We start from the raw sequence: 26,975 nt of genomic DNA, 5'->3' as shown, positions 1-26,975 counted from the left end.
ATGATCCTAATTTAGTTAAGTATAGAAATTATGTGCCGAAAGTCGTTTTATGCCACTTTTCTTAAAATAATCACAGTATTAGTGTCAATTACTCCTGGTATCTTTCTTAAAGCATCTATACTGGTATTGATCTCAGAGATGTTTGTTGCACTAATTATTGTAATGATGTCATACTGACCTGTAATCTCATAAACTATTTTCACGCCTTCTAATTTTGCAAGTTTCTCTGACACTTTTGAGGTTTCAGTTGTAGAGTCTACTGATATCAATACAATGGCGCTTGTTGCATTTTCTTCTCCTACCTCAACTGTGAATCTTTTGATTGTTCCACTATCTACTAGGTTTTTTACTCTTCTTCTAACTGCAGATTCTGATAATTTTAGTTTCTTACCTATATCTACAAATGACTCTCTTGAATCTTCTTTGAGAAAGTTAATTATCTTTTCATCTACTTTGTCTTTATACATTATTTTTTTGCTCCTCTATAGTTAGTACCCCATCTAGGGTTTCTAATACTTTCGCTACGTCTTCTTTAGAAATTACAAGTGGAGGAAGGATTCTGAGAATATTTCTACCTGAATAAAGCATAAGAACGCCTTCCTTCATAAGATTCATCAAAACATCTTTTACCTCAAACTTCAATTCAACTCCTATCATCAACCCTTTTCCTCTTACCTCTCTGATTATGGAATGTTTTTCTTTTAATTTCTCTAATCCCTCTCTGAATAATTTTCCCATCTTTTCAGAATTCTCGATGAGATTATCTTGAGTAAGTGCTTGTAGAGTTGCAATTCCTGCAGCGCAAGAAAGTGGATTTCCACCAAACGTTGAAGAATGTTCGCCTTTACTCATTGATGCAAGGATATCTGGTCTTACTAGAGTTGCACCCATTGGTACTCCACCAGCAATTCCTTTTGCCAGACATAAAATATCTGGCGCTGTGTTCCAATGGTCACATGCCCAAAGTCGTCCTGTTCTACCTAATCCAGCTTGTATTTCGTCAAAAATTAGAAGAATTCCTTTTTCATTACAAAGTTTTCTTACTTCTTGTAAAAATCCGTCTGGCGCAACGTTGATTCCGCTTTCACCTTGTATTGGTTCTAAGATAACAAATGCTGTGTCATCATCAATTGTAGAACGGAGAGATTCTATATCTCCAAATGATGCGAAAGAAACTTTTTCAACTAATGGTTCAAATGCTTTTTTGTATTTTGGATTAAATGTTAATGATAATGCACCAAGTGATTTTCCATGATATGATCCTTTCATTGCAACCATTCCTTTTTTACCTGTAAATTTTCTTGCAAATTTTATTGCAGCTTCGATTGCTTCTGCTCCGCTATTGTTTAGATGAACTTGAGTCAAGCCTTTTGGTGCAAGACTGATTAGTGTTTTGAGAAATTCTTCTCTTGTTTTGTTGTACAGTGAACTGTGTACAGTAATTATTTTATCTACTTGTTCTTTGATTGCATTTACAACTCTTTTATTTTGATGTCCAACAATCGCTACACCATATCCGCCCATACAATCGATGTATTCTTTTCCATTGATGTCCCAAACATGAGCCCCTATTCCCTTTTCAATTGTAACTGGAAACCTCTGATACAAACCACCCATAAAGTCATCTTCAGTCATTTTGAATCACCGTACAATTGTCATGTGAAATAGCTGATGATATAGGATTTTCTCTTTGACCGTTTCCAATAAGTGCTTCTTTTACTCCCATGTCTAAAGCTTCAGTAGCTGCTAGTATCTTCTTTTCCATGCCTGGGCCTATTTTTGGTCTAATTTCTTTTGCTTGTGCTAATGTTAGATTTGTTACTAGTTTATCGTCCATCAAGAGTCCATCTACATTTGTTATGAATAATATCTTGTCACAACCTACATTTCCTGCTACATATGCTGCAGCTCTGTCTCCATCTACATTGAGGAACTCTGACTCTTCGCTAATTGCAATGGGTGAAATTACAGGTGTTAGACCCTGAGCTAAAAGTGATTTAATGAATTTCGCATTGATTTTTGTAATTTTACCTGTATATCCTCCATCAATTGCCTGTTTTCGACCTTTTTCATTGATAATTAATAATGTCTTTTTTCTTTCAGCTTCGATAATTCTTGCATCCACCCCTGACAATCCAATTGCGTTTATTCCATTTTTTTGAAGCATCTGAACAATTGTCTTGTTTATTCTTCCTGAAATTACCATTGTAAAAATCTCTGCAGTTTCTTTGTCTGTGTATCTACTTTTTATTCCACTAGGTGATGTTACAAATTTTGGTTCTTTTCCAAGTTGTTCACAAACTTTTGTGACTTCTTTTCCTCCACCATGAACTATGATTAATCCTTCTGTCTCTGCAACTTTTTTCATATCTGCAATAGTTGATGAATGTAAATTATCTACTACACTTCCGCCGATTTTAATTGTGATCATTTCTATACTGGAGTGAGTGGAGTGTACTTCAAGCCATCCATTTCATCAAAGCCGCACATCACATTCATGTTTTGTATTGCAGAACCTGCTGCGCCTTTCATTAGGTTGTCGGATGCTGACATTACAATCAATCTATGATTCTCTTCATCTATGTCAAAACCTATATCGCAAAAGTTTGAACCAACTACAAATTTTGGATCTGGAAATTTATACAATCCTTTTTTATCTCTAATCAATCGAATAAATCTCTCTTGACCATAAGCCTCACGAAATATTTTCCATAATTCTTTTTCTTCAATATCTTTTTTCATAAATGTATGATTTGTACATAAAATTCCACGAACTACATCTACTGCATGTGGACTCATTGAAACATGAATCTTTTTACCTGCAATTTCACTTAATTCTTGTTCTATCTCTCCAGTGTGTCTATGTTTTGCTGGTTTGTATGGTCTGATTACTCCTGCTCTCATTGCATGAGCAGTTCCTGAACCAGAACCGGCACCTGATGATCCAATCTTTGAATCTACAATGATGTGTTCCGTGTCAATCAAGTCATGTCGAATTAGTGGTGCAAGGGCTAATGTGGAAGTTACTGCCATACATCCTGGACAAGAAACTAGCTGAGCTTTCTTGATTGCCTCTCTATGTAATTCTGGTACTCCAAATACTGATTTTGGTAAGTAGTCTGGATGTGGATGTTCCCATCCATACCATTTATCGTAATCGGTAGCAGTGTGTAATCTATAATCTGCACTCAAATCTATGACTTTGAGGCCTCTGTCATACAATGCTTTTACAATTTCAGTCGCAGTTCCATGTGGAACTGCAGTAAATACAATGTCGCAATTATCTGTCATTTTATCATAATCTAATTCTGAGAAAGTTAGATCGGTAAATCCTTTCAAACTAGGTTGAATTCTATGGAGATATTCTCCAACATGTTGTCTTGATGTAACCGTTGTGATCTCAACATCTGGATGATTTACTAGAAGACGAAGTGTTTCTCCTCCGACATAACCTGATGCTCCTACAACACCGACTTTTATCATAACTCTCCCGATAATGAACTATAATTTATTTCCTAACATAGTTTAAAGCAAATTCTACCATTTCTTTTGGAATATTTCGCTTTGAAACTTTTGAGAGTCCTTTAAACTCTACAGTGTTGTTAACTTCATGTACGACAAATCCGCGTTTTTCGTCTTCCATAATATCAATACCTAAAATTCCTCCACCCATAGCTTTTGAGGCTTTAATCGCTACATCTTCGATCTCTTTTGTGATCTCACATAATTCAGGATCTGCTCCTAATGCTATATTTGTCTTAAAACCGCCTGATGATTTTCTATACATTGCTGCAATTGGTTCGTCCCCGATTGTGATTACTCGGATGTCTCTTGGTGGTCTCTTTATCACCTCTTGAAGATAGAAAATTCTATCATGTGGACTATCTGTAATGTCTCTGATCTCAAATAGTGCATCGGCAGTATCTTTGTCTTTTATCTGCATAACTCCTCTTCCCCAACTTCCAATGACTGGTTTAATTACTAGTGGATATCCAATTTTTTCTATATTCTCTAATGCACTTTCACTTGAAAATGAAAAATATGTTTTTGGTGTTGGTACATTGTATTTTTTTAGCATTAGAGTCATGAACATTTTATTTCCGCATTGATTTGCAACAAAAAATTTGTTGAGTACTGGCACATCCATAAATTCAAGACTGGCAGTAAAATGAAGTCCTCTAAAATAACTAACACATCTTTCTAAAACCACATCTCCAAAATCAAAATCACTTTTTTTACTATCTGTATTGATTTGGGTAATCTTAGCATCTAGCATTACTGCCTCGTGACCTAGATTCAATGCCTCTTTCTCGAGCATCTTCTCTTCTGATCTTAGGCGGTCAAATACAATACAGATTTTTGACATTACTCTCCCCAGTCTTCGCCTACACTTTCTGCTTGTTTTAGCTCAACAGTAGATCCATTTTTTTTTGCGATCTCAAAGTCAGCGCCACAATCAGGACAGGAGATTATCTCTCCAACAGAGGCGTCGTCTGGGATGTTAAGAGTTGCATCACATTCTTGACAGTTCATGTTTTTGTTGACCTTTTCTTTTGTAATTTATTAGCTTCTGTTGATTGAATTCCCCACAATTCTACAAATCCTTTTGCCAATCTTTGATCAAAAGTTGATTCAGTACCATAAGTGGCGATCTTGTGATTGTATAATGAATAGTCTGATTTTCGTCCAACAACACGAATGCTTCCTTTGAAGAGCTTTAGTTTTACAGTTCCAGATACTGGTTTTTGTGATGCCTGAATGAATGCATCAAGATCCTGTTTTAATGGGTCTTGCCATAATCCTGAGTAGGCAAGGTATGCCCATTCATCATCGATAATTGATTTGAATTTATTTTCATGTTTAGTATGGACCATTTTTTCTAAATCTGAATGAGCTTCAATAAGACATAATGCTCCTGGTGTTTCATAAACTTCACGAGATTTAATTCCGACAACTCTGTCTTCTATATGATCAACAATTCCGACTCCTGCATCTCCTGCTTTTTTGTTTACATATTCAATTAATTTTATTGGTTCAAGAATTTTTCCATCTACTGAAACTGGTATTCCTTTCTCAAATTTTATTTCCAAGTATGTTGGTTTATCTGGCAAATTTTTTGTTTTTACCCAAATGAATGCATCTTCTGGAGGTTCATTGTATGGGTCTTCTAGTACTCCACCTTCAATTGCACGTCCCCACAAATTTTGATCAATGCTGAATCTCTTTGCAACTGAGTCAATTTCGATTCCGTGTTTTTTTGCAAACTCTAATTCAGTCACTCTGTCTAAATTTTTATCTCTAATTGGTGCAATGATTGGTAAATCAGAACCAGAACGTAATGTAATGTCGAATCTAACTTGATCATTTCCTTTACCTGAACAACCATGAGCTAATGATGTTACTTTTTCTTTTTTTGCAATTTCTAAAACTTTTTCTGCAATTAATGGTCTAGCTAATGCAGTTGCTAAGCAATATTTTTTTTGATAGAGTGCATTTGCTTTAATTGACGGAAAAATAAAATTTTCAACAAACTCTTTTCTGGCATCGATATTGTAGTGTTTTATTACTCCGAGTTTTTTGGCTTTAGCTTCAATTTTTTTCTGATCATCGCCTTGACCTACATCAACAGTTACTGTGATGACATCCATGTTGTATTCTTCTTGAAGGTATTTTATCACAACTGATGTGTCCAATCCGCCAGAAAATGCAAGAATTCCTTTTTCAGCCATAAAACATATTCCCCGTCGTAATTTGGAATTTATCTTTTGTGTTACGCTGAAAAAATCAAAAAATTCTCAAACTAGCTTGAGCTAAAATTCGATGATTATTTAACAGCCAGAATATAACGCTGTTTTATGAAAATTCAGATCTATATTTTGATCGGTGTTGTTGTATTAACTTTGATCTCTGTAGGAATTATGACAAATCAGGATCAAAATACGCATGAAAACAAGATTAGAGTAGCATACTTTCCCAACATATCTCATGCAATACCAATTGTTGGAATTGAAAAAGGATTTTTTTCAAATCACATTGGAAGTGACATTGATATTCAACCGATCTTGTTTGATTCTGGACCTCAGGTAATTGAATCGATTTTTGCCGGTTCTGTTGATATTGCATATGTTGGTCCTGGACCTGCAATCAATGCATTTTTGAAATCTGAACAACATGATGTGAAAATTTTATCTGGTGCTGCAAGTGGAGGTGTTAGTTTTATTGTTCATCCAAAATCTGAAATTAAATCTGTTGCTGATTTTGCTGGAAAAAGAATCGCTGCTCCTCAAATTGGAAACACACAGGATATTTCTCTTCGAACATATCTTTCTGATAATGGATTAAAGCCTGCCGAAAAGGGTGGTTCTGTAATTATTTTGAATACTGGTAACTCTGATATCTACATATTATTTGCAAAGGGGGATATTGATGGTGCATGGGTTCCAGAACCTACTGCTACAATATTGGTTCAACAATTAGGTGGAACAAGATTGTTTAATGAAAATGAACTTTGGCCTGAAAATAAGTTTGCAACAGTGGTGTTGATTGCTAAAGAAGAATATGTGAATTCACATCCTGAAATTATACAGAAATGGCTTGAAGCACATCAGCAAACAGCAGATTGGATTAATTCCAATAAAGAAGAAACTAAAACTATTTTCTTTGATTTTATGAAAAATGAAATGGGTAAATCATTACCAGTTGAATTAATTGATGAATCATTATCTAATTTAGAAATTACTTCAGATCCAATTGTAAGCTCAATTGACACAATCGCTAAAAGAGCGGACTCGCTTGGTTATCTAGGAAGACATGGGTATAACTTAGATGGGCTTTTCTTTGACAAAAATTCAAATTCCCAATCACAGGAGGTTTTAGTAAATAATGACCAAACTTGAGGCTAAAAATATTGTAAAATATTTCAAACATGACAGTCATCGTCTCAAGGCATTAGGTGGCGTGAATTTACAAATTGAAGATGGTGAATTTGTATGCCTGGTTGGTCCATCTGGATGTGGTAAATCTACATTTTTACGAATAGTGGCAGGTTTGGAAACTCCTGATGAGGGTGAAATTTTCTTTGATGGAAAACCAGTAACATCAACTGGCCCTGAAAGAATTATTGTTTTTCAAGAGGGTGCATTGTTTCCTTGGTTGAAAGTTCAAGACAACGTAGAATTTGGATTAAAAATGGCAGGAATTCCAAAAGAAGAACGTGCTCAGATATCCAAAAGATATCTGGATATGATGCAGTTGACAAAATTTGCTGATTCGTATACATACCAACTTTCAACTGGAATGAAACAAAGAGTAGCGATAGCTAGAGCACTTGTTATGGACCCTGATGTGTTACTAATGGATGAACCATTTGCAGCACTTGATGCACAAACAAGAGATTTGTTACTCGTTGAAATGCAATTGATTTGGGAGAAAACAAAAAAGACAATTTTATTTGTAACTCACAATGTAACTGAAGCTACAGTACTTGGAACTAAAGTTGCAGTATTTAGCAATAGGCCATCCACAATTAAAAAAGTCATTAACATTGATTACAAACGACCACGATTAGTTGAGGATCAAAATTTATTTCCGCTTCAACAAGAAATTTTATCAGAATTACGACCTGAGGTTAAGAAAAATTAGTGATGTATGATGAAAAAGCCTTCTCTAGTTAAACAAATTATTTTCTATATTGCTATTGTTGTAATTTGGCAACTTGTTGCAATGTCTAGTGTATGGCCGAATAATTTATTTCCGTCACCTTATGAAGTTGCTGAAGATCTAGTTTATACTGCATCAGATGGTAGCTTGTTCTTTGGAATTGGAACTAGTCTTTTACGATTATTGATTGGATTGACTATTGCAATAGTTGGTGGAATGTTGCTTGGAATTTTAATGGCTAGAATAGAAACTGTAAATCAAACTATTGGTTCTTTGGTATTGGGATTGCAATCAATTCCTTCTGTTGCTTGGGTTCCATTAGCTATACTGTGGTTTGGATTAACTGATGGTGGAATTATTTTTGTCACGGCAGTTAGTTCAATGTTTGCAATAACAATCTCTACCTACACTGGAGTGAAAACTATCAACCCCCACTATATTGAGGCTGCGCGAAATATGGGAGCCAAAGGCACTCAATTAGCCACGTACGTCTTAATTCCTGCAGCATTTCCTCATTTGATTTCAGGTTTCAAACAAGGTTGGGCTTTTGCATGGCGAGGTGTAATTGGAGCAGAATTGCTATTTTCATTTCTAGGATTGGGCTTTTTACTTAATGTAGGACGACAACTAAATGATATCTCCCAAGTATTTGCAATAATGTTAGTAATTATGATGATTGGTATTGTTATTGATGGAATTATCTTTAAGCGAATTGAAAATAAGGTAATGTCTAGATGGGGACTTCGTTAATCTTTTCAGCTTTTATTTTTAGAGACACTACAAATCCAACAATGATTACTGCTATGGCAAAATACATCACTGCAATATAATCAAATACGAATGCAATACTTCCTCCAATTACAGGACCGATTACAGTAGCGATTGATATTGTTGAACTGAATATTCCAGTTGATGTAGAACGAGGATTGTTATCCATAAGATGAAAGTTTCCTCCAATAAATAAAAATGCCCAAGTTCCTCCAACAAGTGCCATAAATGGCATTGCCATCCACCATTCTGTAATTATTGATAATCCCACAAATACAAATGTTGTACAACCTATGCCCATCTTAAATTTAGTTACATTTGAAATTTTGATTTTGCTTGCCATTAAATTCATCAGGATAAATGCAGTCAACGTGTTTGCAACATATACAATTGATACTTGATAAAGTTCTGCTCCTAATTTTTCCATTAACATTATTGGAAATATAGTCCATACTGCAGCAGCTCCAACATGTCTTAGTAATAATGATGTAAACAGAAATTTATTTTTTGAAATAACTTTTTTTGTTGTACCTGGTTCTATTTCCTTTTCTTGCACCGGGTTTGGCATTTTAAATGTAAAAATTAATCCAATTGTAAACGATGCAGCACTCATCATGAAAAGTAACTTTAGATCACTTGCAAGACCTGCAGCTGCAATTCCTGCAAGCCATCCTAATGCATGAAATGAGATTACAGTTGCAGCTCTTCTCTTTTCAATATTTGCCTCATAGGTATAGGCAATCATGGCTGGAATCATAATGCCGCTTGCAACACCTGCAGCAATTCTTACTAGAAATAGCAATGTTATATCGTCTGCAAAATAGTGTAGACCAAAGGTAATAGCGCATCCAATAAAGCCAATTCTGATAAATTTGAGCCTAGTTCCTTTCTTATCTGAATGTCTGCCAAAATAAATTTCTGATAATATTTGTGCAAAGCTAAATGATGCTATGATCAAACCAATCTCAAAAATAGAACTTGTGACTCCTTTTGCAATCAATGGCATGAATACAAAAACCATCGAGATTCCTGCATGTTGAAAAAATGTCGCACTACGAACTAGATTGTTTAATTGAATATTTTGCATAAATGTATTAGAAACTTCATTTCACCTAATTTCAATATACGGATTAACCCCCTATTCTTTGAGGGTTTTTCTCAAAAGAGTTAAACTGTACTTGGACATTTTAAAAATAATTGGTACAAAAAGAACCGTTTCTTACTGCATTACAAAATAGAATATTGCTTTTTGATGGGGCAATGGGAACAGAGATTCAAAAATATAATCCTAAACCTGAAGATTTTCCAAATAATCAAGATGGGTTTAACGATGGTTTAGTTATCACTCATCCTGATTGGATAAAAAAAATTCATAAAAATTATTTGGATGCAGGTTCTGATTGCATTGAAACTAATTCATTTGGCTCAAACAAAATTAAATTGGATGAATATGGTTTTGGTGATCAAACAATAGAGTTTAATAAAAAAATAGCACAATTAGCAGTTGAAGTTTGTTCAGAATATACTGACAAACCTCGATATGTAATTGGTTCAATGGGTCCATCTGGTTATCTTCCAAGCTCAAACGATCCTGATTTAGGACAAAAACCTCTAGGTGAAATTAGAAATGCATTTGAATTACAAGCAGAAGGTTTGATTCTTGGAGGAGTTGATGCTCTCTTAATTGAGACAAGTCAAGATATTTTGGAAGTTAAACTTGTAATTGAGGCATGTCATAATGCAATGAAGAAAACTGGAAAAAAAGTTCCGATTATTGCAAATACTACTTTAGATCAATATGGAAAAATGTTACTTGGAACAAATATTCAAGCTGCATATACCACCGTATCTGATATGGGGATTGATGTTTTTGGTTTGAATTGTTCTACTGGTCCAGCTGAAATGACTCCAAGTGTTAGATGGCTTGATGAGCAAAATGAGCATAATTTACTGGTGGTACCAAATGCTGGCATGCCTGAAAATCAAGGTGGACAAGCAGTTTACAAAATGACTCCTCAAAAGATGGGTGAATTGTTAGGTGATTTTCTTAAACAATACAAAAAGGTTCGAATTATTGGAGGTTGTTGCGGGACAAATCCTGAGCATATTGCTGTACTACGGAAAGTAATTGACGAAAAAGCTTATTCTGTCAAGGGTTAAGTATTTAGAAAAACTGAGGAGAATTTATCATATTGACTATTCCTAGAGTTAGCTCAGCACAAAAAGCAGTTGATTTGAAGCAATTACCTCCACCTCTAATAATTGGTGAGAGAATCAATACTCAAGGTTCTAGAAAAGCAAAACAGCTTGTACTCAATGATGATTATGATGGATTAATTGACTTGGCAAGAACGCAAGTAGAGGACGGTGCACACTGTCTTGATATTTGTGTTGCAACTACTGAACGAGCTGATGAAAAACAATTCATGTTAAATCTTGTAAAAAAATTAAGTTTAGAAATTGATGCTCCTCTAGTTATTGATTCAACAGATCCTGATGTGATAGAAGCTTCTGTGGAACAAATTCCTGGACGACCAATAATTAATTCAATTAATCTTGAAGGTAACGGGAGTAGATTTGAACGTCTTGCTCCAATAATGGCAAAGTATGGTTTACCTGCAATTGCATTATGTATTGGACCAAAAGGTATGGCAAAAACTCCTCAGGAAAAAGTTGAAACTGCAGAATTACTTTATGAAACAGGAAAAAAATATGGATTAAAAATTGAACAATTTATTTTTGATGTTCTTACATTTACACTTGCTACTGGGGAAGATGAATTCTTGGATGCAGGAAAAAATACTTTAGAAGGAATAAAACTTGTCAAAGCAAAATTTCCAAATTCTTTTACTACTTTGGGATTAAGTAATATCAGTTTTGGACTAGCTCCACATGCTCGAAAAATTCTCAATTCTGTATTTTTGTATCATGCAGTAAAATATGGATTGGATACAGCTATTGTAAATGCAAAAGAGATAATTCCTTATGGGGAAATTAATGAAAAAGAAAAGAAACTTGCTGAAGATTTAATTTTTAATACTCATCCAAATGCCCTTTCTGAATTAATTATTCACTTTGAGAATGCAGGTTCACGAACAAGTGATGCTTCTAAAAAAGAGGATGTAGATCCAACATGGCCCGCTGGAAAACGTGCAAACTTTAGAATTGTAAATAGACTCAAAGATGGAATACAAAATGATGTAGTTTCTGCTATTGCAGAAAAGATAGGCAAAAATGACATAATTGAAGATCATGGTGGAGTTCTTTCTTTGAATGCGCCTCCTGAAGTTACTCATGATGGTGCAATCAAAACACTAAACGAGGATTTACTCTCTGCTATGAAGGAGGTTGGTGATAAATTTGGTTCAGGAGAATTAATTCTCCCATTTGTTCTCAAATCTGCTGAATGTATGAAGGCAGCGGTAGGAGAGTTAGAAAAATATCTGATTAGAGAAGAAGGCACATCAAAAGGTAAACTGGTTCTTGGAACCGTTTATGGTGACGTTCATGATATTGGAAAGAATTTAGTTAAAACAATCTTCCAAAATAATGGTTATACTGTTTATGATCTTGGAAAACAAGTTCCATTGCAGAAATTCTTGGAAAAAATTGATGAAGTGAATCCTGACGCTATAGGATTGTCTGCACTTTTGGTTTCTACATCAAAGCAGATGCAATATTTTGTAGAACATGCAAGAAAAAATAAAATGAAAATTCCAATTTTATGCGGTGGTGCTGCAATCAACAGTAACTATATCAACAGAATTGCAAAAGAAGATGGCATTTACGAATCTGGAGTATTTTATTGTAATACCATGTTTGAAGGATTGAAAACTATGGATACGTTAGTTTCAAATGAAAAACCTAAATTCATAGCTCAGTGGAAGGAGAAACTTGAAAATTGGAAAGATAGGTCTACTGTGGTTGTTGACACCTCTTCTTTTCCAAAAAGTGATACTAAACCCGTGGTACCGCATACTCCTTCAATTATTGGAACTCCGATACGATTGAAATTTGATCAAATCAAAATGAATGAAGTTTGGGAATTGATTGATAAAAAATCATTATTCAAATTATCCTGGGGATTACGTGGTAAGGCTGGGTCTGATTCTGAGGCTGATCATGAAATATTGCTAAATGAGTGGAAAATTCGAATAATTAGAGAAAAATTATTTGAACCCGAAATTGTTTATGGATTTTTCAAGTGTCACAATAAAGATGGAAAACTTGTAGTTGATGATCCAAAAGGCGATAGTGTTGTATTTGATTTTCCACGTTCTTCAAAATCTAGTCATCTATGTCTTACTGATTATTTTGGCGAAGATGATATTGTTGCATTTCAAGCAGTAACAGTTGGGACCAAAGTTTCGGATGTTATAGAGAAATGGAACAAAGAAGACAAGTATGCTGATGCATACTATTTGCATGGTTTGGCAGTTGAAGTTGCTGAGGCATTGGCAGAGTGGATAAATCGTAAAATAAAATCTGAATTCAAACTGGGAGAAAAAGGAGGTCTTAGATACAGTTGGGGATTTCCAAGTTGTCCTGATGTAATGCAGCATGAACTAGTTTGGAAACTGCTTGAACCAGAAAAATCTGGAATGACACTAACTGAATCTGGGCAAATAATTCCTGAACAATCTACAGCAGCAATTGTGGTACATCATCCAGAATCACAATATTTTGTGCTTTAGATTTTCATTAATGTCTCTTTTGCAAATGTAAAATCATTTGGTGATGTAACCAATACATCTCCTGAAATATTGTGAATTTGTTTAATAAAATTAGATGGATTTTCTTTGTAATTTGACCAATCTAATTCCAAAAACTTTGCTGAATTGTTGTTTTTATCTGAGGGTAATAACACACATGGGATAATTCTCAATCCTTTTGGTCTTAACTCGTTTGAAATTCTTTGAACTTGTTCTGTAGAATGAATTACTTGTGTCATGAAACCTTTTGGTTTGGCAACAATTTTTTTCTGAATTTTTTCAAAGTTAGGGTTACTAGGTAATGACAAGAAAAAGTCAATTTTGTTTCCATAGCCTAACTCGTTTAATTCCTTTACAACTTGACTTGGAATTAGACCAGAATCTGTTGGATTTTCTTTGGATGGATCTCCTTTCAAAATTAAAATTCCATCTAATTTCAATTCTATTGATTCTTTGGTGAGATGTTTAATCAAATTCATATCTTTGTCTCTAACTCTCATGCTGATGGTAATTTGCAAATTAGGATGAATGCTCTTTAATAATCTCCCAATAGATAATGCCGAAACTCGTTTAGTGCCTAATACAGAATCTGTTACGTGTATGCCATCACAAAAATTACTAATATCTGAAACTCTTTGTAGGAGTTTTTCAACTAATGAATTTATTTCGTCATCTGATATCTCTCCATCTGGTATTTTTGGCGGATTTATTTCGTAGATTATTGCCACAAAGAATCTCCAATTTAACTTGGTTAAAACCTTTAAACAAAAACTCCATAAAATAGATAATTCAAATATCTGTGATGGATCTGAAAACTTTGAAATCATTACTCTCAAGTAAAATCAATCCTGTTTTAGAGAATAATGGAACAAACAAACTAGCATCTGTCCTTGTTGTGATTTATGGAAAAGAACCGTTTGTAGTTATGACTGAAAAACCAAAGCATCTGAATTTTCATGCTGGGGAAATTTCGTTTCCAGGAGGAAAATTCGATTCTAGTGATTCTGATCTTTTAGATACTGCATTACGTGAGACTGAAGAAGAAATTGGTTTGAGAATTTCAAAAGAACAAGTAACAGGACAACTGGAACCAGTTGTAACTCTTAATTCTCGTTTTACTATATTGCCATTTGTTTCAATAGTTGATGAAATCACATCGCTTTCAGCAAACAACGAAGTAGAAAAAATTTTTCATATTCCTTTAGATCCTTTTTTGAAAACAATGGCCAAGGATCCCGACCCAAGTCATAACCGAATTCAAGAAATGTTTACCTTTGAGTATCAAAATAAAATTGTCTGGGGAGCTTCTGCAAGAATACTAAAACAAATTACACATCGCCTAAATTCCTGAGATTCATTTAAAAAGAGCTCTTCGTGCCTGAAAAATATGGCTGCACGCAAGTCATCTCCAAGAAAAATTCGTCTGTTAAAAAAGACTAGGCAGACTTCAGCTGTCCCAGCTTGGATTATTCTTAGGACTAAAAGAGACGTTAGATCAAATCCAAAGCGTAGAGCTTGGAGATCAACAGATGTGGAGGTTGGCTAGATGTCTCAAGAATTAGAAAGAGTGTATACTATCAATTTAGGTAAAGTTTTACTTTCAGTGGATACGCATCGTGCACCACGAGCCATTAACATGATTAAAGAATTTGCTCGACATCACATGAAGACATCTGAAATCAAAATTGAAGAAGATCTTGCTCATATTATTTGGTCAAAAGGAGTACGTAGTCCTCCACGAAAAATTAGAGTTAGAATGAGTAAAACAGATGAAGGTTACATTTTGGTTTCCCCATTTACTGATGAACCAGAAACTCCAGCTAAAGAAGTAAAGAAAGAAACACCAAAAGAAACTCCAGCTAAAGAAGTAAAGAAAGAAACACCAAAAGAAACTCCAGCTAAAGAAGTAAAGAAAGAAACTCCAGCTAAAGAAGTAAAGAAAGAAACTCCATCTAAAGAAGTAAAGAAAGAAACTCCAGCTAAAGAAGTAAAGAAAGAAACTCCAGCTAAAAAAACAGTTAAAAAATCTAAATAAAAATTTAGTTTCTAAAAATTATTAAAAGATAATTTTATTCTAATTGGTATAGATCTAATTTATAATCAATACTACAGTCAGGATGTGTCCAATCAAGCGTATCTTCTTGAGGAATCATTCCTAGTGGATCATATTTTTCGAATTTTGTCATTCCTTGAATAGAAGATAACATTACTATTTTTGATTCACTTGAAGATGATGACATATCAATATGTGAACTAGATTCACCTAGTATTCCATTGGTTAGATTTGAAATTGAATTTAATACTCCTGCTGGAATATTGTTTCCGCCTACCACATAGAGCATTGAATGCTTTACAGAGTGTGGTGGTGCATTTTCATATAGCATTTTGAGTGAATCTCTTAAAGATTCTTCGATTTTTTGACCATCTTTGCTAGTTGTTAGTATGTTTGTTTCGTTTGGAATTTCTGATGAACTCAATGAACTAACTACATGCATTATTGCATCATTTGCAATTTTGTAACATGTCTTTGGGCTTAAATCTGGATTACTTTCTAATAATGAATCGTTATCTAGAACAACGGTACACTGTGAATCTGCTTTCACTCTTTTTAATGAAATACCTGAATTGAAAATTCTATCTTTTTCGTATTTGAATGGCATTATTGCAAATGAAATTAGCCCTCTGTCTGATTCTTTACAAATTTCTGAGACTACGGGAGATATTGCAGACCCTGTTTTTCCTGCTAAATTGGTCATTAGTATGATTGTAGAATAATTTGAAATTTTAGACTTTATCTGGTCTGCCACTTTGTATGTTGAGCCTCTGATTAACTGAACAGATGGATTGATGACTGAATCAGTAGAAATCTTGATCGAATCATTTCCTGATTGTAGGTCTTTTTGATCATTGCTGATAATTAGACAATCTGAATTTAGAGTATCTTTGGCTTGTATTGCTAATTTTGAGCCTGCGCCACCTAAACCAATAATTAAGATCGGTTCTTTTACTTGAAAAGTCATTTCAAGTGTTATTCACTGATTTGGATAAAAAACCTTCTTACGTTATTTTAATCAAATCTTCAATCTAAAAAAATTAGCTTACGATCTTTCCAAGAATACTATGCGTAGTTGCATCTATTATTTCGACTGTATGAGTCTGGCCGATCTTGATTTTGTCTTTAACAAATACTGATTTGTATGCCTCGTTTCTTCCTTTGATGCCCTCGCTAGTCTCTTCATCAAACAAAACTTTGCCTCTCCAACCGATCCATTTTTGGTTATTCTCTAATGAAATTTTATTTATTTGATTGAAGATGATTCTGCTTCTTCTTTTTACTTCTGATGCTTCTATCTGATCCCATTCTGCAGCTTCTGTACCTGGCCTTGCACTATACTTTGAAAGATTCACGATGTCTGGGCGTATTTCATTAATGAGTTTGAATGTTTTCTCAAAATCTTCATTTGTTTCTGATGGAAATCCTACTATGATATCAGTTGAAATTGTAAAGTTTTCAAATCTTTCTTTGGCTTTTTTTACTACTTCCTTGACCGTGTTTACAGTATGGCCTCGTTTCATATCGTTTAGGACTTTGTTACTGCCGCTCTGTACAGGTATGTGTAGAAATTTGTAAACTTTATCGCTATCAAATGACTTTATCAGTTCATTCTTTATTCTTGGCATGTACATTGGGTTCATCATACCTACTCTTATCATAAAATCCTCTGGAATCTCTGTTACAGCATTTATCAAAGTAGGCAAATCGGTATTGATATCCAAACCATAACATCCATTATCTGTAGAAGTTAACCAAATTTCTTTACATCCTTCACTTATTTCAGTTTCAACCTGTCTGACGATATCTCCTAATCTGTAACTCTTGAGATCGCCTTTAGATAATTTGGTCTGACAAAAAGTACATTCACTCATACAACCACTTGCAATTTCAATAATTCCGATTACTGGATTCAATCTTACTTTTGGTAATCCTACTTTTGATAGATCAGAATCTTCTAGTGCTACCTGTTTTATTCCTCTTAATGTTGAATCTATAACTTGTAATGTCTTTCCTAATGAGTTTGGTCCTAGCAAGCTTGCTTTTTGAGTGATCTTTTCTACTGTGTTTTGTTCAGCTTTTGGAAGACAACCTGCTACAACTAACGGTTTTGATTTTAGAGAATTAATTCGATGCATCATTTTATTTGCAGTTGAATCTTTTACCGAACATGTTACTACTATGTTCAAATCTGATTCTGAAGAATCTTTGACTAGTGTATGACCTCCGTTTACAATTAATCCTGAAATCATTTCCGAGTCTGCAAAACTAGCAGAACATCCGTATGCTTCTACGAAAATCTTTGCCATGATTTATCTAAACAATGCATCAATTTCTTTATTGTCCATCAGTTTCTTTGATGTAACTAATTCTCTAATTGATTTTCCAGTTTTTAGGGATTCTTTGAACAGTTCTGCAGATTTTAGATAACCAATCTTTGGTGTGAGAAGTGTTACGATCACTGGACTGTTTTCTATATTACTTTGAAGTTTTTCTTTGTTTGCAGATAATCCGTCAATTAGATTTGCAGAAAATATTGGTAAGAAATTTTTCAACATGTCTGTAGATTCAAGCATGCACTTTAGCATACCTGGCATCATTACATTTAGTTCAAACTGTCCACTTTGTGCTGCATATGACACAGCTGTATCATTTCCAATTATGTTAAAGCAAATCATGTTCATGCATTCTGCTAGTGATGGGTTTACTTTGCCTGGCATGATGGAAGAGCCTGCATGCACTGCGGGAATTCCTAATTCTGAAAGACCTGCAACTGGACCTGAAGCCATTAATCTGATGTCATTTGCAAGTTTGCCAATTTCAAGTGCTAAGTTACGTAGTGCCCCTGAAAGATTTGCTACTGCAAATTTACTTTGCAATCCAAACTGCATATCTTTTTCTGGAACTAGAGATAACTTTGAAATCTTTGCAAGTTCTGCTATTGCAATTTTTCTATAACCTTTTGGAGTGTTGGCTCCAGTACCGACTGCAGTTCCTCCTAGTGCTATGTTTTGTAATTCTTTTTGAGATGAAACAATTACATTTCGTGCTTTTGTAATTGATGTAGCATAAGCTGTAAATTCACTTCCAAGTGTTACTGGTAATGCATCCATCAAATGTGTTCTTCCAATTTTTTTAAATGATGAAAATTCTTTTGCTTTTTTTGTTAATGATTTTATTAATGTGTCAATTGCTGGAATTGCATCTTTTAGATTAATTAGAATTGCAACATGCATTGCAGTTGGATAAGTATCGTTACTTGACTGTGACATGTTTACATGATCATTTGGATGTAAGTGTTGATACTGACCTTTCTTTTTGTGTAGTATTTCTAAGGCCACATTTGCAATCACTTCATTTGAATTCATGTTGAATGCTGTTCCGGCACCTGAATTGATCATATCGATTACAAATTGGTCTGTGAATTTTCCAGCCAATATTTTATCACAAGCAGAAACTATTGCATTTCCACATTTAGCATCAATTGCTTTTGTCTTCATGTTTGCAATTGCTGCAGATCTTTTTATCATGACAAATGATTTTATTAAATTTGGATGTGCTTTGTTTCCTGTTACGTGATATTGTTTGACTGCTCTTCCTGTAAATGCTCCGTAATATGCGTCAGAAGGAATTTGGACTTTGCCTAAGGAATCTTCATCTAATCTAAATTTCATATCGATTTTTCTTTATTTTACCATTATTCATTCTTTTTCTAGTGATTTTTTTTTATTTTTTGGCGGTAAAATGGGAATTATTATATATGAAACACGAATCACGTTGCATAATGAATAAGCGTATAAGCATGCTCTTTACTATTGCAGCAGTCGCTGTAATGGGAGCAACGCTATTCGGAAGCACATACACACAAACCCAAATTAGTGGACAATCACTCGACGTTTCAAAAATGAATGCCGATGTAATTGAACAAATCCATCAAATGGGCGGTTTACAGCTTGTAATGCCAGAGGCATTCGCAGAAACTGATTGTGGCGCATTAGCAGACTCTGGACGAAAAGTCGTAGAGTTCAACTTGACTGGTGAAAGTGTTACCCTTCCAATCATGGGAGGAAAGACATACAATGCAATGACCTTTAGTGGACAAGTCCCAGGACCAACACTAAGAGTTACTCAAGGTGATGTCGTAAAAATGACACTAACAATCCCAGCAGGTGAAGTTACTGGACACGGTAACGACATGCATGCATCACAAATGTCAGCAAGTAACTTTGAATCCGTTAATCCGGGTGAAACAAGTCAATACTGCTACATTGCTCAGTCAGCTGGTACTTTCAAATACCATTGTTCTGGTGTAAAACTCATTGGAATGGATCAACACGTTCTATCCGGCATGTACGGAATTGCAATAGTTGACCCAATCGATGGTTACAACAAATTAATGGTCGAGAAAACAGCAGTTAGTAATGGCAAAGTAACATTGGACAGACAGTTCTACGATGCAGATGCATTAGAGTTCACACTCCAATACAACCAATTGTACCTTACACCTGAAGGTAATTATGATGCCGGAAAAATGTTCGGACATCAAAACACTGCAACAGTTGTTAACGGAATGCAATTCGGTTATGTACCAAACATGGTTCACAACTTGCTCGTTAAAGGCGATGCAAACAAGAACATATTTGTTGCACAACCATGGAATGGACTTGAACACAAGCAGTACCAATCACAACTCTTGTTTGTTGAAAATGATCAACATGTAAGACTCTTTGTTGAAAACCAAGGTAACGAACCAGTATTTTTCCACATTGTTGGTGAAATCTTGGACAGAGTTACACAAGGTAACAGAGTACAATCCGCAGCAACTGAAACATGGTTACTCGGTGGCTCACAAGGAATGATTGTTGATTTGGTATTTGACGAACCAGGTGCATATGCCGCAGTTAATCACGACTATGCCGCAATTTACACTGGCGCAGCTACAGTATTTGTAGCAGGTGATCCATTTGGATTGAATCCAAGATTGGTTGATGCAGGAGTAATTCCAGCACCAGTTCCATCATATGCTTACGCATTGGGTAACCCAAGTGATGCTGTCCCTCCAATGGGAATGAACAGTATTGCACATCCAGCAGTAAATGTACATGGTCTATACACTGACGAAGTCGCTTCCGCTAAAATAGCAAGCGGTGCATTGCCCTTATGGGAAATTGTACCAACTCTACCACCAATACCATAGGTAGAGACACTTTCAACTTTTTCTCTTTTTCTATTCTTAATGAGTTATATTCTGTAGTTTTTTTCTTAATTATATGGGATTTGATGATTCTGTTTTAATTTGTGATGAAGTAGATCCAGTTTTGAATAAGATATTGCAGGATAATGGATTGAAAGTTTCCTATGAACCAAAAATTACTCCTGAACAGATTAAAGAAAAAATTTCTACTTTCAACATCGTGATTGTTAGAAGTCGAACTACTATCACACGAGAGATGATCGAAAAAGCTGATAAATGTAAAATCATTGCACGTGTTGGAGTTGGGTTAGATAATGTTGATCAAGTGGCAGCTAAAGAAAAAAACATTAGAGTAATTAATGCTGCAGAAGGTGCAATGAATGCTGTTGCTGAATTAGTTTTGGGATTTATGCTGACTTTATCTAGACAAACAGCAAGAGGTGATAGAGCAATAAGAAATGGTCAGTGGTTGAAAAATGAATTAAAAGGAACAGAGCTTAGAGGCAAGTATCTTGGAATTATTGGATTAGGAAATATTGGAAAAAGATTAGGGCGACTTGCAAGAGGACTAAACATGAATATTATTGGTTATGATGTAGTTCCAATTGATGAAGAGTTTGCTAAAGAAGTTGGATTGATGAAAGCTGATTTGGATACATTATTGCAAAGTTCTGATTACATTTCAATTCATGTACCTTTGTTAGATTCTACATACCACTTGATTAATGCTCAAAAAATGACTACCATGAAAAAGACTGCAAAAATTATCAATACTTCAAGAGGTGGAGTAGTTGATGAAGATGCTTTGTATGAAGCAATAAAAAATGGTAATTTGGGTGGTGCTGCTTTGGATGTCTTTGAGAAAGAGCCTGCAATAGGAAACAAATTAGCTGAGTTGGATAATGTCATTCTAACTCCTCACATCGGGGCTCAGACAAAGGAGGCTCAATCTTTGGCAGCCAACATAATTGGGGAGAAAATTATTCAGATTCTCCGTGGCGTAATCTGATTTCTGCGTAAACTAGAAGAATAACCCAAAAAAGCTTGACTGATACGTGATTAAATATCGCCTCATTCTTTTTAAGACGGATTTTGTAGAAACTCATTATGCAAAGTCAAGGTATGAGTGCACAATCTGACCGACTAGGAAGAATGCCAAGTTTGGGCTCACTTGCAAAAATCTCGGTTGGATTAATTTTAATTGCAATCGTTTCTTCGGCTTTTGTTTATGCAGAGACCTCAACTGTTGTGGTAAATGGAATCTCTTATGATGTTGATTATACTGGCACAGGAGTAACTGTTTCTTCGATTACTGCTGATACTGATTTTGTTTCTTTGATTATTGAAGTGGATGTTACAGGTTCTCCAGGAACTTTGGACATTACACTGGATAGAAACTTTTTTGATTCTGTTTATCAAGGTGAAGATGATGACTTTATCGTTCTAGTCGATGGTGATGAGCCAGAATATTCTGAAACTAATACTAGTGATCAAAGTAGAACTCTAAGCATTTCATTGCCTTTTGGAACTGAAGAGATTGAAATTATCGGTTCTCAATTTGGTTCATCTGAAGACACTCCAGTAGAAGAGGAAGAAGTTACTCAACCTGAAGAGGAAGTAACTCCGCCAGTAGAAGAGGAAGAAGTTACTCAACCTGAAGAAGAAGTAACAATTCCTACACCTATTGAGAAACCAGTAGATGAGAAACCAAAGACAGAATGTGGACCTGGAACAATTCTTAAAGATGGCGTTTGTATTTTAGATGAAAGATGTGGACCTGGAACTGTACTTGAAGATGGTGAATGTGTAGTAGAACCAGTTACAGAATCTGAAGTTGCACCTCAAGGATTAGGAAAACAACTAGTCATTGGAGTTGTTGCAGGATTTATCATCGCAGGTATTGTTGGACTTGTTTTGGCTATAATGTCAAAAGCAAGTAAGAGTAGTAAATAATCTAGCAACTTAATTTTTCATTATTCATTAAATTACTAAATTCAAATCCTGAATATTGTAAAGTGGTAGTATATGGGATTATTCCAATAATTGGAGTACTGATGTTTACCATTACATACAACTTGTTTGGGTCTATTCTAATATCACCTCCATCGAATTCAAAATCCAAGTTCATAAACAAATATTGGGCTGCTGTAAATTCTTCCGAGGTAAATACTCCTTTTTGAACAGCAGTTGATGCTGGATTTATTGTAAGTGGATATACCGTAAATATTCCGTTTTGTTTCATATCGTAAAAAGTAATTATTTCAAATTTCTTAAAACTCGACCAATATGGCATCGTATTGCAAAATTCCACATCTCCGCCATTTGATAATTCAAAAAAACTAAACTTGCCTTCACTCCATCTGAATTGTAACTGGTCTGCTGCAAAGATATTCAATATTGAATATGCAAATGGGATTATTATGACAATTATTGCCACTAGTGTTATCTTTGAGTATCTATTCATTTTTTAAATTACAATAATTTCTTTGTTAATCAAATATTGAATTGCTTTTGCTGCTTCGCCATCTGAAATTTTCTCTTCAAGCCACCATGCAACTACATTTTTTACCCAAATTGGTATGTGTATGTCTTGAAGATCCTTTTCACTTATGTTATCTGGAATGTTGATTACTTTTTTATCTACAAATTTGTTGATTGCATCTATGAAAAATCCATCCGATATTTGGTTGTTAATCCAACTAAATGCAAACTGTTTCATTACAGTTGATATGCACACATTTTCTGAATCCAACAAATCAAATGATATGGTATCTTCTCCGCCAGAATATTCAACATCTAAAATGTATCTTCCTGGTGGAAAAATTTCTACCTCAAATGGCATCACAGATGGAATTGGAGTTTCTAAATTAGATATTGGAATTGGAATTGCACTACTTGTTTTTCCTGCTTGGTCAGTAATGTGTAAAATTGCCGAGTCTCCTGTAATCTCAGATACTTTGATGGTATAGAATAATTTTTCACAATAATTGTATGTGGTCTTTTCCATTACAATTTCAACGGAAGGTATGGCGTAAACACTTGGTAAAGTGCCAAAGACCACCAATGCCATGATGAGTATCCCTTGTGTTGTCTTCATCTGCTTTTCTTTATGATTACTCAATAAAAATCTCAAATCTATGCTCAGAAATCCTTTTTAATGAAAATATGGTGACTTGAATTATCGAGTTTTCTGCGGATGCAAACTCTTTGGGTGCGGTTGAGATACCCACTCAAGGAGCATTTTGATATCTTAGCGGGTGCTAGACGATTTAAGTTATTAAAGGGTGATTTTACTAAAATCGATATGCCTAGTATACAAGACAAGACTTGGATCAAACTATGGAAAGAGAATACTCCGGAAATTAGAGATAGAGTAGTAGAATGGCGTAAAGATAATGCCATTACTCGCATAGATAGACCAAGTCGTTTGCAAAGAGCCCGTAGATTAGGTTACAAAGCAAAACAAGGCATTGTTGTTGTTAGAATGAGAGTAGGTACTGGTGGTATGCGAAAACAAAGACCAGTTGCCGGAAGAAGACCAAAACATCTTGGTGTTACTAGAATCAAAGCAGATGATGACATGAGGACAGTTGCAGTACGAAGAGTACTTGAAAGATATCCAAACATGAAACTTTTAGGTTCATACTTTGTTTACAAAGACGGTATGCATTACTGGTTTGAAGTTATCTTGGCAGACCCAATGCATCCAAGAATTGCACAAGACAAAGAATTACGACAAAGAATTCCTCAAATTACCGCATAAATTGAAATCAATTTTATTCGTTTTACTTTTACTACTAGTAATTACACCTGCATTTGCTCAACTATCTGATAGGACTGGATTGGTAAATAGATTGGAAGTTAAAACTGGTGGACATTCTTTTGAAGTTCAAACAGTTTCAAACTTTGATATTTCAAATTATGAATTTGATGATGATCAAAAACGTTTTACTCTATACATCACTAGTGGTCTTGAAAATAATTTAGGTGAACTATACATTCCACAAACTCTTTTGAGTGGAAATTTTACTTTTTACATAAATGGTGAAGAATATCATCCAAATGTAAAGATCAATAATCAAATTTCATTTATTACATTAAATTTTACAGGCTCTGGCGATAGTAAAATTGAGATTATAGGCACTGATTATCTTCGTGGATTAAATCAAACTATACCTGATGAACCGACTAAAATTGATAATGGTGGTGGTTGTCTTATTGCAACTGCGGCATATGGTAGTGAACTAGCTCCACAGATACAGCAACTACGTGAAATTAGGGACAATCAATTACTAAAAACAGAGTCGGGAAAATTATTTATGAATTCCTTTAATGATGTGTATTATTCATTTAGTCCTGTAATATCTGATTACGAGCGTGAAAATCCGATTTTCAAAGAACTAGTAAAGATTACAATTACTCCGATGATTACATCTCTGTCTATATTGTCTTTATCTGATGATTCTGAAATTATGGTTGTTGGATTGGGACTTTCTGTAATACTATTAAACATTGGAATGTATTTTGTAGCACCTGCAGTAGTAATTGTGAAATTAAATTCCAAACTCATCAATAAGGATTCTCATAATTAGCACTAGTGAGAAAGCTCTTTTTCTATTAAATATGATGATTCACAAAATAATTGATGGTAAAAAGAATCACAGTCATGATTGAAGATGATGTTGACAAGAAACTTCGTGCTAAACAAGCAAAAATCATACAGAAAACAAACTCCTCTTACAGTTATTCCAAAGTAATCAATGATGCTCTGAAACAAGCTTTACGTTAATTTCTTTGATTATAAATTTGAAAATGAATTTTAAAAATTATAAGTCTGAATTAATTTGTATCACCATATGAAAAAAACCACTAAAGGAGCCATTGCTGTTGCAATCAGTATTGCTGCATTTTATGGGATAATGATGATGCTACTTAGTACTCCATTTTGGGGGTATTGATTTGAGATTTATTTTTATTTTGTCTGTATAGTGAATATTTGTGGATAATGGAAAGGTTGCATTAATTGGTGGGTTTTGTATTGTTGTGATTTTATCTGTGTTGCTTGTTTTACTTTAGATATTGCCTAAAATAGTGGTGATTTTACCACCTTCATTGTTGGGAGAAAAAGAAGCGCTAGCATTTTTAAAAAAAAGCAATCAATCAATCATTGCTGCTTGGGAGTCTTACAAGGTACAGATAGGAACTACAGAAAATAAACAGCTAAATGAAGTTTTTAGGCAGATGTTCAAAGCCTGGACTCTATCAAATCAACGAGCAATAGATCTTTTGGAAAATAAAAGTAAATCAAAGAAAGATAAAAAATCTAAATAATTTTATTCGCTTAACAGTTTTCTAATAACTGCATCTACATTACCTGATTGTCCAAAAGAGACATCTCTTAAGATTCCTTTTCTGTCCACTATGATCATTGAAGGTGTTCCTTGTAAAGCGAATTTCTCAAAAGTTTCTGCTGAATACTCTTTTGATTTCATGTAATCTCTGACTCTTTGGATTATCTGTTTTCTGTATTCTTCTGACTGTGAATCAAATTCTGGAATTTGTCCGTAGATAAACTGCATTACTTTATCATCACTTACTTTACCATCTATCTTGGTTAGTTTGTCCATTGCTAGTGGAAATGGAATCTTGTATGGTAGTTTGTTTCCTGCTTGTAGTTGTCCGTACATTGATAGTGCATTTTTTGTCTCCCCGATTACTTCGCCTGTCTCAACTAATTTTTTTAAATTATCCAGAGTATTTTTATCATAATCTTCAAAGGCTGTAGCGATTCCTATCACACGTACACCATCATCTTTGTATTTGTTGTAGATGTTAATTGCCTCAGGTAGTGCATGCATAAAGCAGCCAGGACAATTTACCTGAAATACCTCGACTAGTACGATGTGGTCTTTTTCCTGATCAAAGTTAGTTGGGGCTCCCTGAACCCAATCAGAGACTGCAAAATTTGGTGCTTTTTGTCCTATTACTACACTCATTGTTCGACGTTGATTTTTTTTCTTTTAAAAAGATAACGCATATTGTATAATGATGCAGATATTTCGGGTAACCTAATATAGGATATAAAAAACCTGAAAGCAAAATGCAGGCAGTAACTCAAAACAGATTGGATCTATTTGCAGAGATGGAAGCAAAATATGAAAAAAAAGATACTGCCTACTTTGTGAATCTTTTGACTCATCCAGATTTTGTAATCAGAACTCGAGCTACTTGCATTCTAGTTGACTTTGGTGGAGAAGACAAAGTTCCACATGTGGCGCAAGTCTTGAAAAATGATACAAATGAACTAGTACGACATGAAGCAGCATTTTCACTTGGACAGATGTGTTTGTCTAGTTGTATTCCTCCTTTGGCTGATGCCACACTTAATGACCCTAGTTTGTTTGTAAGACACGAAGCTGCAATAGCACTTGGCGTGATTGGCTCAAAAGACGCAAAAGCAGTTTTAGAAAAAGCATTAAATGATCCGGAGACTCCGGTAGTAGAGTCTGCTGTGGTTGCGTTATCTAATATTGAATTTATGGAAAAGTTAAGTAAGAATGAAAAGTTTGCAAAACTGACAGGTGGATAA

General features: G+C 34.6%; 31 protein-coding genes. 16 read left to right on the top strand and 15 right to left on the bottom strand.

The window, feature by feature from the left end:
* Window positions 1-47 precede the first annotated feature (47 nt).
* The 7 genes from lysM to MY1_RS06710 are packed head-to-tail and all read right to left on the bottom strand — an operon-like array spanning window position 48 to window position 5,729.
* On the bottom strand, window positions 48-467 hold the full coding sequence (gene lysM, locus MY1_RS06740) for an HTH-type transcriptional regulator LysM (protein WP_007551137.1): 420 nt from the start codon (window positions 465-467) through the stop codon (window positions 48-50).
* The gene (locus tag MY1_RS06735) at window positions 460-1,635 is read right to left on the bottom strand and encodes an aspartate aminotransferase family protein (protein ID WP_048109951.1); all 1,176 of its coding nucleotides are present in this window, start codon (window positions 1,633-1,635) and stop codon (window positions 460-462) included. The genes lysM and MY1_RS06735 overlap by 8 nt, the downstream gene beginning before the upstream one ends.
* Complete coding sequence (locus tag MY1_RS06730) at window positions 1,628-2,431, bottom strand: [LysW]-aminoadipate/[LysW]-glutamate kinase (protein WP_007551134.1); 804 nt, start codon at window positions 2,429-2,431, stop codon at window positions 1,628-1,630. Before MY1_RS06730 ends, MY1_RS06735 begins: the two co-directional genes overlap by 8 nt.
* A 2-nt stretch (window positions 2,432-2,433) precedes the next feature.
* Complete coding sequence (argC, locus tag MY1_RS06725) at window positions 2,434-3,480, bottom strand: N-acetyl-gamma-glutamyl-phosphate reductase (protein ID WP_048110490.1); 1,047 nt, start codon at window positions 3,478-3,480, stop codon at window positions 2,434-2,436.
* A 28-nt stretch (window positions 3,481-3,508) separates the two neighbouring features.
* On the bottom strand, window positions 3,509-4,366 hold the full coding sequence (gene lysX / locus MY1_RS06720; protein WP_007551130.1) for a lysine biosynthesis protein LysX: 858 nt from the start codon (window positions 4,364-4,366) through the stop codon (window positions 3,509-3,511).
* Window positions 4,366-4,533 carry an alpha-aminoadipate/glutamate carrier protein LysW gene (gene lysW/argW, locus MY1_RS06715; protein WP_007551129.1) on the bottom strand — a complete coding sequence of 56 codons (168 nt, stop codon included), beginning with the start codon at window positions 4,531-4,533 and terminating at the stop codon, window positions 4,366-4,368. Before lysW/argW ends, lysX begins: the two co-directional genes overlap by 1 nt.
* Window positions 4,530-5,729, bottom strand: a complete 1,200-nt coding sequence (locus MY1_RS06710; RefSeq protein WP_007551128.1) for an argininosuccinate synthase — start codon at window positions 5,727-5,729, stop codon at window positions 4,530-4,532. Before MY1_RS06710 ends, lysW/argW begins: the two co-directional genes overlap by 4 nt.
* A gap of 126 nt (window positions 5,730-5,855) precedes the next feature.
* Between MY1_RS06710 and MY1_RS06705 the strand changes: the two genes are divergently transcribed.
* The 3 genes from MY1_RS06705 to MY1_RS06695 are packed head-to-tail and all read left to right on the top strand — an operon-like array spanning window position 5,856 to window position 8,409.
* Window positions 5,856-6,896, top strand: a complete 1,041-nt coding sequence (locus MY1_RS06705; RefSeq protein ID WP_007551127.1) for an ABC transporter substrate-binding protein — start codon at window positions 5,856-5,858, stop codon at window positions 6,894-6,896.
* Window positions 6,883-7,641: an ABC transporter ATP-binding protein gene (locus tag MY1_RS06700; protein ID WP_007551126.1), complete on the top strand. Its 759-nt coding sequence runs from the start codon at window positions 6,883-6,885 to the stop codon at window positions 7,639-7,641. Before MY1_RS06705 ends, MY1_RS06700 begins: the two co-directional genes overlap by 14 nt.
* A 9-nt stretch (window positions 7,642-7,650) precedes the next feature.
* A complete protein-coding gene (locus MY1_RS06695; RefSeq protein WP_048109949.1) occupies window positions 7,651-8,409 on the top strand; it encodes an ABC transporter permease in 759 nt (252 codons plus the stop codon).
* Here MY1_RS06695 and MY1_RS06690 read toward each other — a convergent pair.
* A complete protein-coding gene (locus MY1_RS06690; protein ID WP_007551123.1) occupies window positions 8,390-9,514 on the bottom strand; it encodes an MFS transporter in 1,125 nt (374 codons plus the stop codon). The genes MY1_RS06695 and MY1_RS06690 overlap by 20 nt on opposite strands.
* 110 nt (window positions 9,515-9,624) lie before the next feature.
* Between MY1_RS06690 and MY1_RS06685 the strand changes: the two genes are divergently transcribed.
* Both MY1_RS06685 and MY1_RS06680 read left to right on the top strand, forming a co-directional pair.
* Window positions 9,625-10,587 (top strand): homocysteine S-methyltransferase family protein, encoded by a 963-nt coding sequence (locus MY1_RS06685; RefSeq protein WP_007551121.1) that lies wholly within the window; start codon window positions 9,625-9,627, stop codon window positions 10,585-10,587.
* A 32-nt stretch (window positions 10,588-10,619) separates the two neighbouring features.
* Window positions 10,620-13,121, top strand: a complete 2,502-nt coding sequence (locus MY1_RS06680) for a methionine synthase (protein WP_007551119.1) — start codon at window positions 10,620-10,622, stop codon at window positions 13,119-13,121.
* Here the strand turns inward: MY1_RS06680 and MY1_RS06675 are convergent.
* Window positions 13,118-13,867 carry a methylenetetrahydrofolate reductase gene (locus MY1_RS06675; RefSeq protein WP_007551118.1) on the bottom strand — a complete coding sequence of 250 codons (750 nt, stop codon included), beginning with the start codon at window positions 13,865-13,867 and terminating at the stop codon, window positions 13,118-13,120. The two genes, MY1_RS06680 and MY1_RS06675, sit on opposite strands and share 4 nt — an antisense overlap.
* A gap of 74 nt (window positions 13,868-13,941) precedes the next feature.
* On the opposite strand from MY1_RS06675, the gene MY1_RS06670 reads away from it, so the two are divergent.
* Genes MY1_RS06670 through MY1_RS06660 form a run of 3 tightly spaced genes read left to right on the top strand, consistent with a single transcriptional unit; the run spans window position 13,942 to window position 15,174 of the window.
* A complete protein-coding gene (locus MY1_RS06670; protein ID WP_007551117.1) occupies window positions 13,942-14,490 on the top strand; it encodes an NUDIX hydrolase in 549 nt (182 codons plus the stop codon).
* Between the two features lie 36 nt (window positions 14,491-14,526).
* A complete protein-coding gene (locus tag MY1_RS06665; RefSeq protein ID WP_007551116.1) occupies window positions 14,527-14,685 on the top strand; it encodes a hypothetical protein in 159 nt (52 codons plus the stop codon).
* Window positions 14,686-15,174: a 50S ribosomal protein L31e gene (locus MY1_RS06660; protein WP_007551115.1), complete on the top strand. Its 489-nt coding sequence runs from the start codon at window positions 14,686-14,688 to the stop codon at window positions 15,172-15,174.
* Window positions 15,175-15,208: 34 nt separating this feature from the next.
* Here MY1_RS06660 and MY1_RS06655 read toward each other — a convergent pair whose 3' ends face one another.
* The 3 genes from MY1_RS06655 to MY1_RS06645 all read right to left on the bottom strand — a co-directional run bounded on the left by MY1_RS06655 (window position 15,209) and on the right by MY1_RS06645 (window position 18,866).
* A complete protein-coding gene (locus MY1_RS06655; protein ID WP_007551114.1) occupies window positions 15,209-16,159 on the bottom strand; it encodes an FtsZ/tubulin family protein in 951 nt (316 codons plus the stop codon).
* Between the two features lie 73 nt (window positions 16,160-16,232).
* Window positions 16,233-17,501 (bottom strand): tRNA (N(6)-L-threonylcarbamoyladenosine(37)-C(2))-methylthiotransferase, encoded by a 1,269-nt coding sequence (locus MY1_RS06650; protein ID WP_007551112.1) that lies wholly within the window; start codon window positions 17,499-17,501, stop codon window positions 16,233-16,235.
* Window positions 17,502-17,504: 3 nt separating this feature from the next.
* Window positions 17,505-18,866, bottom strand: coding sequence for an aspartate ammonia-lyase (locus MY1_RS06645; protein WP_007551110.1), 1,362 nt, complete (start codon window positions 18,864-18,866; stop codon window positions 17,505-17,507).
* 128 nt (window positions 18,867-18,994) lie between these two features.
* Between MY1_RS06645 and MY1_RS06640 the strand changes: the two genes are divergently transcribed.
* From MY1_RS06640 to MY1_RS06630, 3 genes are all read left to right on the top strand, one after another.
* Window positions 18,995-20,389 carry a multicopper oxidase domain-containing protein gene (locus MY1_RS06640; RefSeq protein ID WP_007551108.1) on the top strand — a complete coding sequence of 465 codons (1,395 nt, stop codon included), beginning with the start codon at window positions 18,995-18,997 and terminating at the stop codon, window positions 20,387-20,389.
* Window positions 20,390-20,462: 73 nt separating this feature from the next.
* A complete protein-coding gene (locus MY1_RS06635) occupies window positions 20,463-21,395 on the top strand; it encodes a D-2-hydroxyacid dehydrogenase (RefSeq protein WP_007551107.1) in 933 nt (310 codons plus the stop codon).
* Window positions 21,396-21,493: 98 nt separating this feature from the next.
* The gene (locus tag MY1_RS06630) at window positions 21,494-22,339 is read left to right on the top strand and encodes a hypothetical protein (protein ID WP_237698813.1); all 846 of its coding nucleotides are present in this window, start codon (window positions 21,494-21,496) and stop codon (window positions 22,337-22,339) included.
* A gap of 1 nt (window position 22,340) precedes the next feature.
* Here MY1_RS06630 and MY1_RS06625 read toward each other — a convergent pair whose 3' ends face one another.
* Together MY1_RS06625 and MY1_RS06620 are read right to left on the bottom strand one after the other, a co-directional pair.
* Window positions 22,341-22,850, bottom strand: coding sequence for a hypothetical protein (locus tag MY1_RS06625; RefSeq protein WP_007551105.1), 510 nt, complete (start codon window positions 22,848-22,850; stop codon window positions 22,341-22,343).
* A gap of 3 nt (window positions 22,851-22,853) precedes the next feature.
* Complete coding sequence (locus MY1_RS06620; protein ID WP_048109946.1) at window positions 22,854-23,483, bottom strand: hypothetical protein; 630 nt, start codon at window positions 23,481-23,483, stop codon at window positions 22,854-22,856.
* Between the two features lie 207 nt (window positions 23,484-23,690).
* On the opposite strand from MY1_RS06620, the gene MY1_RS06615 reads away from it, so the two are divergent.
* The 4 genes from MY1_RS06615 to MY1_RS06605 all read left to right on the top strand — a co-directional run bounded on the left by MY1_RS06615 (window position 23,691) and on the right by MY1_RS06605 (window position 25,717).
* Complete coding sequence (locus MY1_RS06615) at window positions 23,691-24,149, top strand: 50S ribosomal protein L15e (RefSeq protein WP_007551103.1); 459 nt, start codon at window positions 23,691-23,693, stop codon at window positions 24,147-24,149.
* Between the two features lies 1 nt (window position 24,150).
* A complete protein-coding gene (locus MY1_RS06610) occupies window positions 24,151-24,978 on the top strand; it encodes a CFI-box-CTERM domain-containing protein (protein ID WP_117439725.1) in 828 nt (275 codons plus the stop codon).
* Between the two features lie 53 nt (window positions 24,979-25,031).
* Window positions 25,032-25,175: a hypothetical protein gene (locus MY1_RS09915; RefSeq protein ID WP_007551100.1), complete on the top strand. Its 144-nt coding sequence runs from the start codon at window positions 25,032-25,034 to the stop codon at window positions 25,173-25,175.
* 323 nt (window positions 25,176-25,498) lie between these two features.
* A complete protein-coding gene (locus MY1_RS06605) occupies window positions 25,499-25,717 on the top strand; it encodes a hypothetical protein (RefSeq protein WP_007551097.1) in 219 nt (72 codons plus the stop codon).
* Between the two features lie 2 nt (window positions 25,718-25,719).
* Here MY1_RS06605 and MY1_RS06600 read toward each other — a convergent pair whose 3' ends face one another.
* On the bottom strand, window positions 25,720-26,382 hold the full coding sequence (locus tag MY1_RS06600) for a peroxiredoxin family protein (RefSeq protein WP_007551096.1): 663 nt from the start codon (window positions 26,380-26,382) through the stop codon (window positions 25,720-25,722).
* A 104-nt stretch (window positions 26,383-26,486) separates the two neighbouring features.
* Between MY1_RS06600 and MY1_RS06595 the strand changes: the two genes are divergently transcribed.
* Window positions 26,487-26,975, top strand: coding sequence for a HEAT repeat domain-containing protein (locus MY1_RS06595; RefSeq protein ID WP_007551095.1), 489 nt, complete (start codon window positions 26,487-26,489; stop codon window positions 26,973-26,975).

Source organism: Nitrosarchaeum koreense MY1 (genome assembly GCF_000220175.1).
Taxonomy (GTDB): domain Archaea; phylum Thermoproteota; class Nitrososphaeria; order Nitrososphaerales; family Nitrosopumilaceae; genus Nitrosarchaeum; species Nitrosarchaeum koreense.
The sequence above is the reverse complement of the archived record's forward strand: the minus strand, read 5'-3'. Positions and strand labels throughout refer to the sequence as shown.